This window comes from Saccharothrix sp. CCNWYY140 (assembly GCF_037401995.1).
Classification (GTDB): domain Bacteria; phylum Actinomycetota; class Actinomycetes; order Mycobacteriales; family Pseudonocardiaceae; genus Actinosynnema.
The window spans coordinates 1-13,905 of the sequence record NZ_JBBEGC010000024.1 but is presented as its reverse complement, the minus strand read 5'-3'; the positions used below and the strand labels follow the sequence as shown (position 1 = coordinate 13,905).

General features: G+C 72.3%; 11 protein-coding genes. 8 read left to right on the top strand and 3 right to left on the bottom strand.

Annotated features, from left to right (window positions below; all coding sequences use genetic code 11):
- The first annotated feature begins 88 nt into the window (after positions 1-88).
- The 6 genes from WBN91_RS14305 (at position 89) to proB (ending at position 7,876) form a co-directional block, all read left to right on the top strand.
- A complete protein-coding gene (locus WBN91_RS14305; RefSeq protein ID WP_337723618.1) occupies positions 89-859 on the top strand; it encodes a TIGR03936 family radical SAM-associated protein in 771 nt (256 codons plus the stop codon).
- Positions 860-1,034: 175 nt separating this feature from the next.
- The gene (locus WBN91_RS14300) at positions 1,035-4,094 is read left to right on the top strand and encodes a translation initiation factor IF-2 N-terminal domain-containing protein (protein WP_337723591.1); all 3,060 of its coding nucleotides are present in this window, start codon (positions 1,035-1,037) and stop codon (positions 4,092-4,094) included.
- A 499-nt stretch (positions 4,095-4,593) separates the two neighbouring features.
- Positions 4,594-4,908, top strand: coding sequence for a 50S ribosomal protein L21 (gene rplU, locus WBN91_RS14295; protein ID WP_337723592.1), 315 nt, complete (start codon positions 4,594-4,596; stop codon positions 4,906-4,908).
- A gap of 14 nt (positions 4,909-4,922) precedes the next feature.
- A complete protein-coding gene (gene rpmA / locus WBN91_RS14290; protein ID WP_073889563.1) occupies positions 4,923-5,186 on the top strand; it encodes a 50S ribosomal protein L27 in 264 nt (87 codons plus the stop codon).
- A 105-nt stretch (positions 5,187-5,291) separates the two neighbouring features.
- Positions 5,292-6,749: a GTPase ObgE gene (gene obgE, locus WBN91_RS14285; RefSeq protein ID WP_337723593.1), complete on the top strand. Its 1,458-nt coding sequence runs from the start codon at positions 5,292-5,294 to the stop codon at positions 6,747-6,749.
- An 11-nt stretch (positions 6,750-6,760) separates the two neighbouring features.
- Complete coding sequence (gene proB / locus WBN91_RS14280; protein ID WP_337723619.1) at positions 6,761-7,876, top strand: glutamate 5-kinase; 1,116 nt, start codon at positions 6,761-6,763, stop codon at positions 7,874-7,876.
- 54 nt (positions 7,877-7,930) lie between these two features.
- On the opposite strand, the gene WBN91_RS14275 is transcribed toward proB, so the two are convergent.
- The 3 genes from WBN91_RS14275 to WBN91_RS14265 form a co-directional block, all read right to left on the bottom strand.
- A complete protein-coding gene (locus WBN91_RS14275) occupies positions 7,931-9,205 on the bottom strand; it encodes an MFS transporter (protein ID WP_337723594.1) in 1,275 nt (424 codons plus the stop codon).
- A gap of 98 nt (positions 9,206-9,303) precedes the next feature.
- Positions 9,304-9,828: a GNAT family N-acetyltransferase gene (locus tag WBN91_RS14270; RefSeq protein WP_337723595.1), complete on the bottom strand. Its 525-nt coding sequence runs from the start codon at positions 9,826-9,828 to the stop codon at positions 9,304-9,306.
- A complete protein-coding gene (locus tag WBN91_RS14265; RefSeq protein WP_337723620.1) occupies positions 9,828-11,900 on the bottom strand; it encodes a RecQ family ATP-dependent DNA helicase in 2,073 nt (690 codons plus the stop codon). The genes WBN91_RS14270 and WBN91_RS14265 overlap by 1 nt, the downstream gene beginning before the upstream one ends.
- Positions 11,901-12,016: 116 nt before the next feature.
- Here WBN91_RS14265 and WBN91_RS14260 point away from each other — a divergent pair, with 116 nt between their 5' ends.
- Entirely contained in the window at positions 12,017-13,282 is a 1,266-nt protein-coding gene (locus WBN91_RS14260) for a glutamate-5-semialdehyde dehydrogenase (protein ID WP_337723596.1), read from the top strand.
- A gap of 120 nt (positions 13,283-13,402) precedes the next feature.
- Complete coding sequence (locus WBN91_RS14255; RefSeq protein WP_337723597.1) at positions 13,403-13,621, top strand: ferredoxin; 219 nt, start codon at positions 13,403-13,405, stop codon at positions 13,619-13,621.
- The last annotated feature ends 284 nt before the right edge of the window (positions 13,622-13,905 follow it).

Genomic DNA, 13,905 nt, shown 5'->3' with positions numbered 1-13,905 from the left:
TGGGATGCTTACCCCGACGGACGCCACCCGGCACCCAAGGGGAGTAGCACTGAGTCGCCAGCAGCAGCCCAACCCGTCGGCCGCCCCGGTGCAGAAGCTCCGGCTGCGCTACGCCAAACGCGGACGGCTGAGGTTCACCTCACACCGTGACATCGCGCGCACGTTCGAGCGGGCGTTGCGGCGGGCCGGCGTGCCGATGGCCTACTCCCAGGGCTTCAGCCCGCACCCGAAGGTGTCGTGGGTCGGCGCCGCGCCGACCGGTGTCGCCAGCGAGGCCGAGTACGTCGAGGTCTCGGTGGTCGAGGCGGTGGACCCGGCGGCGCTGCGCGACGCGCTGGACGCCGTGCTGCCGCCGGGGCTGGACGTGCTGGAAGTCGTGCAGGCGGCCGGTGGCTCGCTGCCCGAGCGGATCGAGGCCAGCTCCTGGCGGGTCGAGCTGCCCGGGGTGGAGCCCGACGCGCTGGCGGCGGCGGTCGAGGCGTTCCTCGCGGCCGAGTCGGTCGAGGTCGACCGGCTCACCAAGGACGGCCGGAAGGTCATCGACGTCCGTCCCGCCGTCGTCTGGGCGCGGGCGCGGTCCGCCGAGCCGGAGGACGCGGAATCGGCGCAGGTCCCGGCGCAATCGAGCGACGCGGGACACGATGCACGGGATTTGTCACAACCGTGTGGGATACTCGTGATGGTCGTACGGCAGACAACCCCTACCGTCCGACCCGACGACGTGCTGAGCGCGCTCCGAGTCGTCGCCGACCTGGTTCCGCCGGTGCCCGCGAAGGCGACCCGGATGGCGCAGGGGCGGCTCGACGACGAAGGCGGCCTGGTCGACCCGCTCGCCCTTGACCGGGCGGCGGAGGTCTGACCCGGAAGCCCGCCGGAGCGGCGCTGACGGCGTCGTCGCGGGAGAAGAGAGACCTGCCGTGCCAGTGCGCACGGCGAAGGCAAGGATTCCCGCCGCCAGCCGCGGCGGTGAGTGGACAAGAGAGGCCCCTGAGCGGCGGCGTCGAGCCAGACGCGCCCGGGGGCGGAGGAGCTGCATGTCGAACACGAACAAGCCCGCCGGCGCCGGCGGGGGTAACGCCACATCCGCACACCCCGTGCTGGCCGACCTGCCGGACAAGCTGCGCGTGCACGCGCTGGCGAAGCTGCTCAACACCAGCAGCAAGGACGTCGTGGCGGCGCTCGCCGACCTGGGCGAGCCGGTCAAGGGTGCGCAGTCCAGCGTGAGCCGCGATCTGGCGATCAAGGTCGCCGAAAGCCTGCTGACCTGGGACGACATCGAAACCGGGCACGTCGACGAGGCCACCGAGGCCCCCGCCGTCCCGGCCCGCGAGGTGGCCGCGCTCACCCCGCTGTTCGCGCCGCCGTCCGCGGTGTTCCTGCCACCCACCCCCGTGGTCGCGCCCGCCGCGTCCACCCTGGAGGTGGAGGAGGAGCACGAGGACGACGTCGAGGACGCCGCGCACGGCGAGGACGCCGGTGACGAGGGCGAAGGCCGCCGCCGCCGTCGTCGTGGCCGGCGTGGTCGCGGTCGCGGCAAGGGCGCGGGCGACGAGGTGTCGGGCGAGGACGAGGCAGGCGAGGAGCCCGCCGAGGCCGAAGCCGAGGAGCCCGCCGAGGCCGAGGTCGACGCGGAGGACTCCGAGGGCGGCAGCAGCCGCCGGCGGCGTCGGCGTCGCCGTCGCAAGACCGGTGCCGAGGACGAGGTCGCCGCCCCGAGCGAGGACGACCCGCCGAACACCGTCGTGCACGTCCGCGAGACGCGGGACGCGCGCGACGACAAGGCCGACTCCGAGGCCGCCCAGAACGAGGTGCGCAGCGTGCGCGGCTCGACCCGGCTGGAGGCCAAGCGCCAGCGCCGCCGCGACGGTCGCGAGGCCGGCCGACGCCGCGCCCCGGTGCTGTCCGAGGCCGAGTTCCTGGCGCGCCGCGAGGCCGTCGAGCGCACGATGGTGGTCCGCGAGCGCGGCGACCGCACCCAGATCGGCGTGCTGGAGGACGGCGTGCTCGTGGAGCACTTCGTCACCTCTTCGGGCTCCGGCTCGCTGGTCGGCAACGTCTACCTGGGCCGCGTCCAGAACGTGCTGCCGTCGATGGAGGCGGCGTTCATCGACATCGGCCGGGGCCGCAACGCGGTGCTCTACGCCGGCGAGGTCGACTGGGACGCGGCCGGCCTGGAGGGCAAGGCCCGCAAGATCGAGCAGGCCCTGTCCACCGGCGACAGCGTGTTGGTGCAGGTCACCAAGGACCCGGTCGGCCACAAGGGCGCCCGCCTGACCACCCAGATCAGCCTGCCCGGCCGCTTCCTGGTGTACGTGCCCGGCGGCGGCGCGACCGGCATCAGCCGCAAGCTGCCCGACGTCGAGCGCAAGCGCCTCAAGGACATCCTCAAGCGGGTCGTCCCCGAGGACGCCGGCGTGATCATCCGCACCGCCTCCGAGGGCATCGCGGAGGAGGAGTTGGCCCGCGACGTCACCCGCCTCCAGGCGCAGTGGCAGGTCATCAAGGACAAGGCCAACACGCCCAAGGCCCAGGCGCCGCAGCTGCTCTACGAAGAGCCGGACCTGCTGGTCAAGGTCGTGCGCGACCTGTTCACCGAGGACTTCGCCACGCTGGTCGTCCAGGGCTCGGACGCCTGGGACACCATCGACGGCTACGTCCGCCACGTGGCGCCGGACCTCCAGGAACGCCTGCGCCGCCACGTCGGCAACAACGACGCCTTCGTCGAGTACCGCATCGACGAGCAGCTGCTCAAGGCACTGGACCGCAAGGTCTGGCTGCCGTCGGGCGGCTACCTGGTCATCGACCGCACCGAGGCGATGACGGTCATCGACGTGAACACCGGCAAGTTCACCGGATCGGGTGGAAACCTCGAAGAGACGGTGACCCGCAACAACCTGGAGGCGGCCGAGGAGATCGTCCGCCAGCTGAGGTTGCGGGACGTCGGCGGCATCATCGTCATCGACTTCATCGACATGGTCCTGGAGTCCAACCGCGACCTGGTCCTGCGCCGCTTGACCGAGTGCCTGGGCCGCGACCGGACGCGTCACCAGGTCGCCGAGGTGACGTCGCTGGGCCTGGTCCAGATGACCCGCAAGCGCGTCGGCACGGGCCTCCTGGAGGCCTTCTCGACCACGTGCGAGCACTGCCGCGGCCGGGGCTTGGTCGTGTCGACCGAGCCGGTCCACTCGCACGGCCAGTCCAACGGCGGTGGCGGCGCCCAGCAGCAGCAACAGCAGGGCCAGGGCGGCGGTCGCAAGTCCCGTCGAGGCAAGGGCGGCGACACCGCAGAGCCAACCTCTGCCGCCGCCTCTGCCCCCACCGCTCCCGCCACCACGGCCCCGGCCACGTCAACCCCAGCCACCCCGGAACCGGTGGCCGAGGTCGTCGTGCCCCCGACCGAGGAGCCGCAGGCCATCGCCGAGCAGCCCACCTCGACCGAGCCCCTGGCCGCGATCGTGGAAGAGGACACCACCCCGGAGCCGAAGCGCCGCCAACGCCGCCGAGCCCGCCGAGAAGCAGGCGCGGTGACCAAGCACGAGCCCGCCACCACGGAGCCCGCCACCACGGAGCCCACCGCCGAGCCCGCAACCGCTGAGCCCGCCGCCAAGCCCGCCACGGCACCCGTCGTCACCGAGCCCGCTGCCGCCAAGCCCGCCTTCGGCGAGCCCACCGCGAACGAGCCCGCTGCCGCCAAGCCCGCCGCCGTCGAGCCCGCCGCCGTCGAGCCCACCACCGCGGAACGCACCGCCGGTGAGCCCGCCGCCGTCGAGCCCACCACCGCGGAACCCACCGCCGGTGAGCTCGCCGCCGCCGAGCCCGCCACGGTCGAGCCCACCCAGGCCCCGACCACCCAGCCGACCGGCGCACCCGACACCGCCGCCGCAGCCCCCGGCACCACCGAGGTCTCCGGCACCGCGGAAGCCGCCGAGATCGCCGACGTGCAGCCGCCCACCCAGGTCGGCACCGCCGAGGCGAACGCGGCCGACCAGTCGCTCAACGGCCACGTCGAGCCCGCCAAGACCACCCGCCGACGCCCCCGCCGCGCCGCCTCGCGGCCCGCGGGACCGCCGCTGGGCGCCGTCAAGGAGAGCTGACCGAGCAAACCCAAGTGCCCCGTCCACCCCGATCACCCGGGGCGGACGGGGCACTCTCGTACCCCCGGCCGCGACCCGCACCGACCGGCACCCGCCCGCCGCCCACCAGCCTGGGCCGACCCGGCCAAACCGCGCCCCCGCACCAGGGGCGACCCGGCCAAACCACGTGCCGACACCCAGGCGTCGCCCCCGCCAAACCACGTGCCGACACCCAGGGGTCGCCCCCGCCGAACCGCGACCCCAAGCCCAGCGGGCGACCCACCGAACCACGTCCGCGAGCCCCGGCCCCACCCCGCCGAACCGTCCGTCCGCACCGGCGGTGAGCAGGCAGATCGCCGGACACCCACCCCGGTTTGACCCCGCAGTCCACCGCCACGTAACCTGATACGCGGCCCGCCATCCGGTGGGCCCTGTCGTGCGAAGCCCAGTCCACGCAATTGCTGTGGAGCCGAGGCGCGCGCGACCCCGTCCCGTCGAGTAGCAGGAGACTTCCGTCCCGATGTACGCGATCGTCAAGACCGGCGGCAAGCAGTACAAGGTGGCTGTCGGCGACGTCATCGAGGTCGAGAAGCTCGACGGCGAGCCGGACACCGAGATCACCTTCGCGGCGCCGCTGCTCGTCGTGGACGGCTCCGACGTCACCTCGGACGCCGACGCCCTGGCGAAGATCTCGGTGACCGGCAAGGTCGTCGAGCAGACCAAGGGTCCCAAGATCCGCATCCACAAGTTCAAGAACAAGACCGGCTACCACAAGCGCCAGGGTCACCGCCAGAAGCTGACCCGCGTCGAGGTCACCGGCATCACCGGTAAGTGAGGATCTGACTAGCCATGGCACACAAGAAGGGTGCATCCAGCTCCCGCAACGGCCGTGACTCGAACCCCCAGTACCTCGGGGTCAAGCGGTTCGGCGGTCAGGTCGTCAAGGCCGGCGAGATCCTGATCCGCCAGCGCGGCACCAAGTTCCACCCCGGTGTGAACGTGGGTCGCGGCAAGGACGACACGCTGTTCGCGCTCGCCCCCGGTGCGGTCGAGTTCGGCACGAAGCGTGGCCGCAAGACCGTGAACATCGTTCCGGTCGAGGCTGCTGCCTGAGTCACCACCTCTGAGCGCCGTGTGTCCGCGGGAATGCGCGGACCACGGCGCTCAGTAGTGTTTGAGAGAAGACGTTCCACCACTAGCGCTTGGAAGTGATTCCCCGTGTCCCGTTTTGTCGACCGGGTGGTGATCCACGTCGCCGCCGGTGACGGCGGGAACGGGGTCGCCTCCGTGCACCGCGAGAAGTTCAAGCCGCTCGGAGGCCCGGACGGCGGCAACGGCGGCAAGGGCGGCGACGTCGTCCTCATCGTCGACTCGCAGGTGCACACACTGCTCGACTTCCACTTCCGCCCCCACGCCGCCGCCGGCAACGGCAAGGGCGGCGCGGGCGGCAACCGGGACGGCGCGAACGGCGCCGACCTGGAGCTGCGCGTCCCCGACGGCACCGTGGTGCTCACCCCGGACGGCGAAGTCCTCGCCGACCTGGTGGGCGAGGGTACCCGGCTCATCGCCGCGCAGGGCGGCCGGGGCGGCCTGGGCAACGCGTCACTCGCGTCCAAGGCCCGCAAGGCCCCGGGATTCGCACTTCTGGGTGAACCTGGCGAGAAGCACGACCTGGTGCTGGAGCTGAAGTCCGTCGCCGACGTGGGCCTGCTGGGCTTCCCGTCGGCGGGCAAGTCGTCGCTGATCTCGGTGCTGTCCGCGGCCAAGCCGAAGATCGCCGACTACCCGTTCACCACCCTCGTGCCGAACCTCGGCGTGATCACCGCCGGCGAGACGGTGTTCACGATGGCCGACGTGCCCGGCCTGATCCCCGGCGCGTCCGAGGGCAAGGGCCTGGGCCTGGACTTCCTGCGGCACATCGAGCGCTGCGCGGTGCTGGTGCACGTCGTGGACTGCGCGACCTACGAGTCCGACCGCGACCCGCTGTCCGACATCGACGCGCTGGAGGAGGAGCTGGCGAAGTACACGCCCTCCCTGGCGGACGACCTCGCCGAACGCCCCCGCGTCGTCGTGTTGAACAAGATCGACATCCCCGAGGCTCGCGACCTGGCGGACATCGTGAAGCCCGACATCGAGGCCCGTGGCCTGCCGGTGTTCGAGGTCTCCACGGCCAGCCGCGAGGGCCTGCGGGAGTTGACGTTCGCCCTCGGGCGGATCGTCGAGGAGTACCGGGCCTCGCGGCCCAAGCAGGAGGCGACCCGGGTCGTCCTGCGGCCGACCGCCGTGGACGACTCCGGATTCACCGTCGTCGAGGACCCGCAGACACCGGGCGGGTTCATCGTGCGCGGTGAGCGCCCGGAGCGCTGGATCCGGCAGACGGACTTCAGCAACGACGAGGCCGTCGGGTACCTCGCGGACCGCCTCGCCCGCCTGGGCGTGGAGGACGTGCTGGTCAAGATGGGCGCGGTCCCCGGCGCCCAGGTCACCATCGGCGACCTGGTGTTCGACTGGGAACCGTCCACCCCGGCCGGCATCGCCGCCGTGGCCTTGACCGGCCGCGGCACCGACGCCCGCCTCGAACCCCAGAACCGGGTCGGCGCCGCCGATCGCCTCGCGGCGAAGAAGGCACGCCGGATCCCCGGCGCCTATGACGAGGACTTCGAAGAGGACGAGTGATCGGGTCGGTGTTGTCCCAGGCCCGGCAGGCCGTCGCGGCGGCGGGCCGGGTGGTGGTCAAGGTCGGGTCGTCGTCGCTGACCACGGCGCAGGGCGGCCTGGACCGGTCCCGCCTGGACGCCTTGGTCGACGCGGTCGCCGCCCGGTGCGCGGCGGGCAGTCAGGTGGTGCTCGTGTCCTCCGGCGCCATCGCGGCCGGCCTGGCACCACTCGGCGTCACCCGCCGCCCCCGTGACCTGGCGACCCAGCAGGCAGCCGCCAGCGTCGGCCAACTGGCGTTGGCGCACGCCTACGCCAACTCCTTCGGCCGCTACCAGCTCACCGTCGGTCAGGTGCTGCTCACCGCCGACGACGTCGTCCGCCGCTCCCACTACCGCAACGCCCAGCGCACGTTCTCCCGCCTCCTGGCCCTCGGCGCGGTCCCGGTCGTCAACGAGAACGACACGGTCGCCACCGAGGAGATCCGCTTCGGCGACAACGACCGCCTTGCCGCTCTGGTCGCGCACCTGGTCGGCGCGGACGCCCTGTTCCTCCTCTCCGATGTCGACGCCCTCTACGACGGCGACCCCCGCCGCCCCGGCGCACAGCGCATCACCGAGGTCGCCGGCGCCTCCGACGTGGACGGCGTGCGCGCGGGCACGGTCGGCGCGTCCGGCCTGGGCACGGGCGGCATGGCCTCCAAGCTCGCCGCCGCCCGCCTGGCCGCGTCCGCTGGCATCCCGGTGCTGCTGGCCGGCGCCGCCGACGCCGTCCGCGCCCTCGGCCAGGCCGACGTGGGCACGGCCTTCGCCGTGACCGGCCCACGCCTGACCGCCCGCCGCTTCTGGCTCGGCCACGCCGCCGACGCCACCGGCCGCCTCACCCTGGACGACGGCGCGGTAGCCGCCGTGGTCGACCGCCGCCGCTCCCTCCTGGCCGCGGGCATCACGTCCGTCGAGGGCACGTTCGAAGCCGGCGACGTGGTCGAACTGGTCGACCTGTCCGGCCACGTGGTAGCCCGAGGCGTAGTCGGCTTCGACGCAACGGAGCTCCCGGCCCTGATCGGCCGCTCGAGCCACGACCTCCCGGCTGAACAACGCCGCGAAGTCGTCCACGCCGACGACCTGGTCCCACTACCGCGCCACTAACGCACCCCACACCCTCACCGGACCCGCGAGCTACCGCATCCCGCACCCTGCGGGCTACCGCAGCTCGGTGCCCTTGGTCTCCGGGAGCGTGAGGATCGCCAGGAACGCCACAACCGCACCCGCCGCCACGTACCAGAAGAACAAGCTGCCCGGCAGCACCTTGATGACCAGCGGCGCGGTGCCGCCGAACAGCGCGACCGTCAGGTTGTACCAAGCGCCGATGCCGAGACCTCGCAGCTCCGTCGGGAAGAGCTCGCTCATCACCGCCGGAGCGATCGACGTCATCGCCGTGTACAGCCCGAGCCCCACGCAGAACACCACGAGCAGCCCGCCCAGCCCCGGCCCGATCAACGTCGACAACGGCACCACCAACACCGCCGTCGCCGCCGACCACACCAGCAGCTGCGGCTTGCGCCCGTACCGGTCCGACAGCGCGCCCATCGGGTACTGAAGGGCGATGAACAGGACCGTGGCGATCGACAGTGCCAAGAACACGTCCCCGGCATCCGCCTTCCGCGTGGTGACCGCGAACGGCGTCAGCGCGCTGAAGAACGTGTAGTAGCAGAGCGTCGACAGCATCGTGAACCCGACCAGCCGGCCCACGGCCTTCGGGTGCTCCCGCAAGGTCATCCTCAGCGGGCGCCGCAACCGTTCGGCCTTCACCTTGTTGTGCGAGAACTGTTCCGTTTCCTCCAGGCTCCTCCTCAGCCACAGTCCGACCAGCCCCAGCACGCCGCCGATCAGGAACGGGATCCGCCACCCGTACGCCGCCAGGTCCTCCTTGGACAGCGTCCGGGCGAGCAGCAGCCCGAGCAGCGACGCCACCAGCAGCGCACTGCCGGTGGAGATGTAGAAGAACGCCGAGTACCTGCCACGCCGATCGGCGGGCGCGATCTCCGCTAGGTACGCCGACGCGTTCGACACCTCACCGCCCAGCGACAACCCCTGCGCGATCCGCGCCAGCAGCAACAGGATCGGCGCCAGCCACCCCACCTGCTCGTAGGTGGGCAGCAGACCGATCGCCGCCGAGCCGCCCGCCATCAGCACGATGGTGAGGATCATCGCCGTCCGCCGCCCGCGCAGGTCGGCGAACCGCCCCAGCAGGTACCCGCCCAGCGGCCGGAAGAAGAACGCCAGCGCGTAGGTCGCGAACGTGTTGATCAGCGCGAGCCCTTCGTTCTCCTTCGGGAAGATCTGGGTCGCGAAGTAGATCGAAAAAGTCGCGTAGACAGTCCAGTCGTACCATTCCGTGGCGTTGCCGATGCTCGCCGCCACCAGCTTGCGGACCGGTAGCCGGTGCTCCTGCCGGACGGTGGTCGCCTCACTCACGCCGGACCTCCCCGTGGATCGGTCGTGTCAGCCATGTTGGGACCTTTCCACGGCCGATCGAGGTTGGGGAAGAGCCGGCAAGCGGCCCTGTTCGGTCGTCAACTCCTCCATTCCCGGGCCAGCAGCCCGAAGATCAGGTCGTCGGTCCACTCACCGTTGATCCACGTCTGTTCGACCAGGTGTCCCTCGCGGCGGAAACCCAGCCGTGCCAGCAACTTCGCCGACGCCTCGTTGCGCGCGTCGCACTCGGCGGAGACCTTGTGCAGCCCGCGCTCGGTGAACAGGTGGTCCAGCACGCGCCGCACCGCCTCCGACGCGTACCCCTTGCGCTGGTGCGGGGTCGCGATGGTGTAGCCGATCCCGGCCTGCCGCCTGTTTTCGTGCAGGTTCACCCCGACGTCGCCGACGAGCACCCCGTCCGCTTCGACGGCGTACTGGAACCAGCCCGGCTCGGCCGGGTCCAGCACCGCCACCTCGCGCACGAACTCCTCCGCCGCCGCCAACGGGACCGGCGGTTCCCACGACTGGTAGCGCGCCACACCGGGATCGGACCGGTAGGCGGAGAACACCGGAGCGTCCTCTGGGCGGAAACGGCGCAGCACCAACCGTTCCGTGGTCAGCATCAGGCCGTCACCGCCAACGCGAACGGCAGCACGGACCTCGCACCCGCCAGCCGCAGCAGCCGCGCCGCGACCGTCATCGTCCACCCGGTGTCGATCCGGTCGTCCACCAACAGCACCGGCCCGTCCACTGTGGACAGATCGGGCGCCTCGGTCGCCCGGACCAGGCCGGCCAGCCGCTGCGCGCTGTTCGCCCGCCGCATGGCTTCACCCAGCCACACGCGACCGAGCAGCGGCAGCCGTCCCACGTCGGAGATCCGCCGCGCGAAGCTGTCCACGAGCCGCGGGTGTGTTCGCGACCCCACCGCCACGACCCCCACCGGCCGCTCGGCCCAGCCCCACGCCGACAGCACCTTCACGCACGCCGCGAACACGTCATCCGGTACCTCCTGGTCCTCCTCGTTGAACAGCGCCCGCAACCGGTTGCCCCACCCGATGTCGGTCAGCCGACCCAGCGCCCGGCCGGTCTCGGCGGCCTCGCCCGCCGGGATGCGCCCCGACAACCCCACACCGACCGCCGCCATCCCGGTCGGCCACTGCTTGCGCGGCTCGACCGACACCCCGGGCCGCAGCAACTTCTCCCGCGCCGCTGTCGCCGCGGCCGACGACACCTCCGCGGACCACCGCTCCCCGGTGCAGTTGTCGCACCGCCCGCACGGCGCGGCGTGCGGATCGTCCAACTGCCGCAACAGGAACTCCATGCGACAGCCGTCGGTGGCCAGGTAGTCGAGCACCGCGCGCTGCTCGACCTGCCGTGCCGCCTCGATCCGCGCGTACCGGTCCCCGTCGTAGGACCAGGGCCGCCCGGTCGACTCCCACCCGCCGCGGACGCGCCGCACCGCGCCGTCCACGTCGAGCACCTTCAACACCACTTCCAGCCGTGTTCGGGACAGCTCCACCAACGGCTCCAGCGCCGCCGTCGACAGCACCCGTCCCGCGTCGGCCAGCGCGTCCAGCACCTGCCGCACGACCCGTTCGGGCGGGAACGCCAGGGACGCGAAGTACGCCCAGATGTCCCGGTCCTCCGGACCCGGCAGCAGGAGGACCTCGGCCCGCTCCACGCCGCGGCCCGCACGCCCGATCTGCTGGTAGTACGCGATGGGGGAGGGCGGTGCGCCCAGGTGCACCACGAACCCCAGGTCCGGCTTGTCGAACCCCATGCCCAGCGCCGACGTGGCCACCAGCGCCTTGACGCGGTTCTCCAGCAGGTCCTGCTCGGCGCGCTGCCGCTCCGCCGGGTCCGTGCGCCCGGAGTAGGCCGCCACCTCGAACCCGCGTTCCCGGAGGAAGGCCGCCACGTCGTCCGCGGAGGCCACGGTCAGCGTGTAGACGATCCCCGAGCCCGGCAGCTCGTGGAGCCGGTCGACCAGCCACCCCAGCCTGGCCTCCGCCCCCGGCAGCCGCACCACCGACAGCCGCAGGCTCTCCCGGTCCAGCGGACCGCGCAGCACCAGCGTGTCGGAACCCGCGCCCAACCCCAGTTGCTCGGCCACGTCCCGCACCACCCGGTCGTTGGCCGTCGCGGTCGTCGCGAGCACCGGGACCCCGGCCGGCAGCTCGGTGAGCAACGTCCGCAGCCGCCGGTAGTCGGGCCGGAAGTCGTGGCCCCAGTCGGAGATGCAATGGGCCTCGTCGACCACCAGCAGCCCCGCCGATGATGTCAGCGCCGGCAGGACCGAGTCACGGAAATCCGGGTTGTTCAACCTTTCCGGTGAAACGAGCAGGACGTCCACTTCGCCCGCCGCCACCCGGTCCTGGACGCCCTGCCACTCGTCGGTGTTGGCGGAGTTGATCGTGGCCGCGTGCACCCCCGCCCGCGCCGCCGCGTCGACCTGGTTGCGCATCAACGCCAGCAGCGGCGACACGATCACCGTGGGTCCCTCGCCCAGCGCCCGCAGCAACGCCGTGGCGATGAAGTACACCGCGGACTTGCCCCACCCCGTCCGCTGCACCACCAGCGCCCGCCGCCGCTCGGCGACCAGCGCCCGGATGGCTGTCCACTGGTCCTCGCGCAGCACCGCGGCGGGCCCCGCCAGGGCCCGCAGCCGCTCTTCGGCCAGTTCGCGCAACGCCATCTCGTCCACGGCGACCACGATCCCAGAGACCACCGACAATTCGGCCGCGATGGCGGGGTTCCGGGTCCTGGGAACCTCCGAGACATCCCCGGACGGGTGACCGTAGTCTGGTTCACGTGACTGATGACCTGCGCGAACAGGTGCACGCCGCCGCCCGGCGCGCCCGTGTCGCCGCCGCCGACCTGGTCCTGGCCACCCGCGAGCGCAAGGACGCCGCGCTGCACGAGATGGCCGCCGCGCTGCGCGCCCGCGGGCCGGAGGTCCTCGAGGCCAACGCCAAGGACATCGAGGCCGGTCGCGCGGCCGGCCTGTCGGAGGGCCTGCTGGACCGGCTCGCGCTCACCGAGCAGCGCATCGACGGCGTGGCCAAGGGCCTGGAGACCGTGGCGGGCCTGCCCGACCCGGTGGGCGAGGTGCTGCGCGGCTCGATCCTGCCCAACGGCCTGGAGCTGCGGCAGGTCCGCGTCCCGATGGGCGTGGTCGGCATGGTGTACGAGGCCCGCCCGAACGTGACCGTGGACGCCGCGGGCCTCGCGCTGAAGTCCGGCAACGCCGCCCTGCTGCGCGGCTCGTCGTCCGCCGAGCACTCGAACACCGCGCTGGTCGCGATCCTGCGCGACGCGCTGGAGACGGCCGGCCTGCCCGCCGACGCCGTGCAGCTGCTGCCCTGCCACGACCGCGCGTCGGTCACCCACCTCATCACCGCGCGCGGCTTGGTGGACCTGGTCATCCCGCGCGGCGGGGCCGGGCTGATCAACGCCGTCGTGCAGCAGGCGACCGTGCCGACGATCGAGACCGGCGTCGGCAACTGCCACGTCTACGTGGACGCGACCGCCGACCTCGACATGGCCGAAGCGATCGTCCTCAACTCCAAGACCCGCCGCACCAGCGTGTGCAACGCCGCCGAGTCGCTGTTGGTGCACGCGGCCATCGCGGACGAGTTCGTCCCGAGGATCACGGCCGCGCTGCGCGACCACGAAGTCACCGTGCACGGCGATGAGAGGTTCGCGCGCCAGGACGGCGTCGTGGCGGCAACGGATGAGGATTGGGACACCGAGTACCTGTCCTTGGACATCGCCGCCCGCGTGGTGGACTCGTTGGACGAAGCCGTCCTGCACATCGCCGAGCACGGCTCCGGCCACACGGAAGCCATCGTGACCAGCGACGTCGCTGCGGCTCGCCGCTTCACCGCCCGGGTCGACGCGGCGGCGGTCATGGTCAACGCGTCCACCGCGTTCACCGACGGCGGCGAGTTCGGCATGGGCGCGGAGATCGGCATCTCCACCCAGAAGCTGCACGCGCGCGGTCCGATGGGTCTGGCGGAGCTGACCTCGTCGAAGTGGGTCGCGTGGGGCGAGGGCCACGTCCGGCCGTCGTCGTGAACGAGTGATCCACTGATCACCCATCGGGGGGCAACTGCCCCCCGAAAGGCGGACGACGCGGGCCCCGGGACGGGCAGACTGGTCGAGTCCGATCAGCCGTTGCGGTGAGGTGGTAGCCCGATGGGGAAGTGGCAGCTGCAAGTCGATGGTGGCAAGTGCGTCGCCAGCGGGATGTGCGAGGCGATCGCGCCCGACCACTTCCGGCTCGACGGCGTCTCGCAGCCGCTCGACCCCTCGGTCGACCCCGACGACGTCGTCGTGGAGGCCGCCGAGTCGTGCCCGGTGGAGGCGATCCTGGTGCGCGGCTCGGACGGCGCGGTGGTCGCTCCGAGGGACTGACTCGGTGTGACTGGCGTCACCCGAACTGGTCAAAAAATCTTCAACCGATCGCGTCATAGCCGCTGAGGTGACCCGTTTCACCGTTGCGCGGCTCTGCTTCGGGGTGGGCCGCGCGATCCGCGGAGGCGGCCTCCTCCCCCAGGGCCGCGGACGCCGGAGTCGAGGGGGGGGGGGGGGCCGGGGGGGGGGGGGCCGGCCCCCCCCCCCCCACCACCCGACCCGACGGCCGGATCTTCCTCACCGTCGACGCGTGGCACCGGTCCGTCTTCGACCAGCTGGCCGGG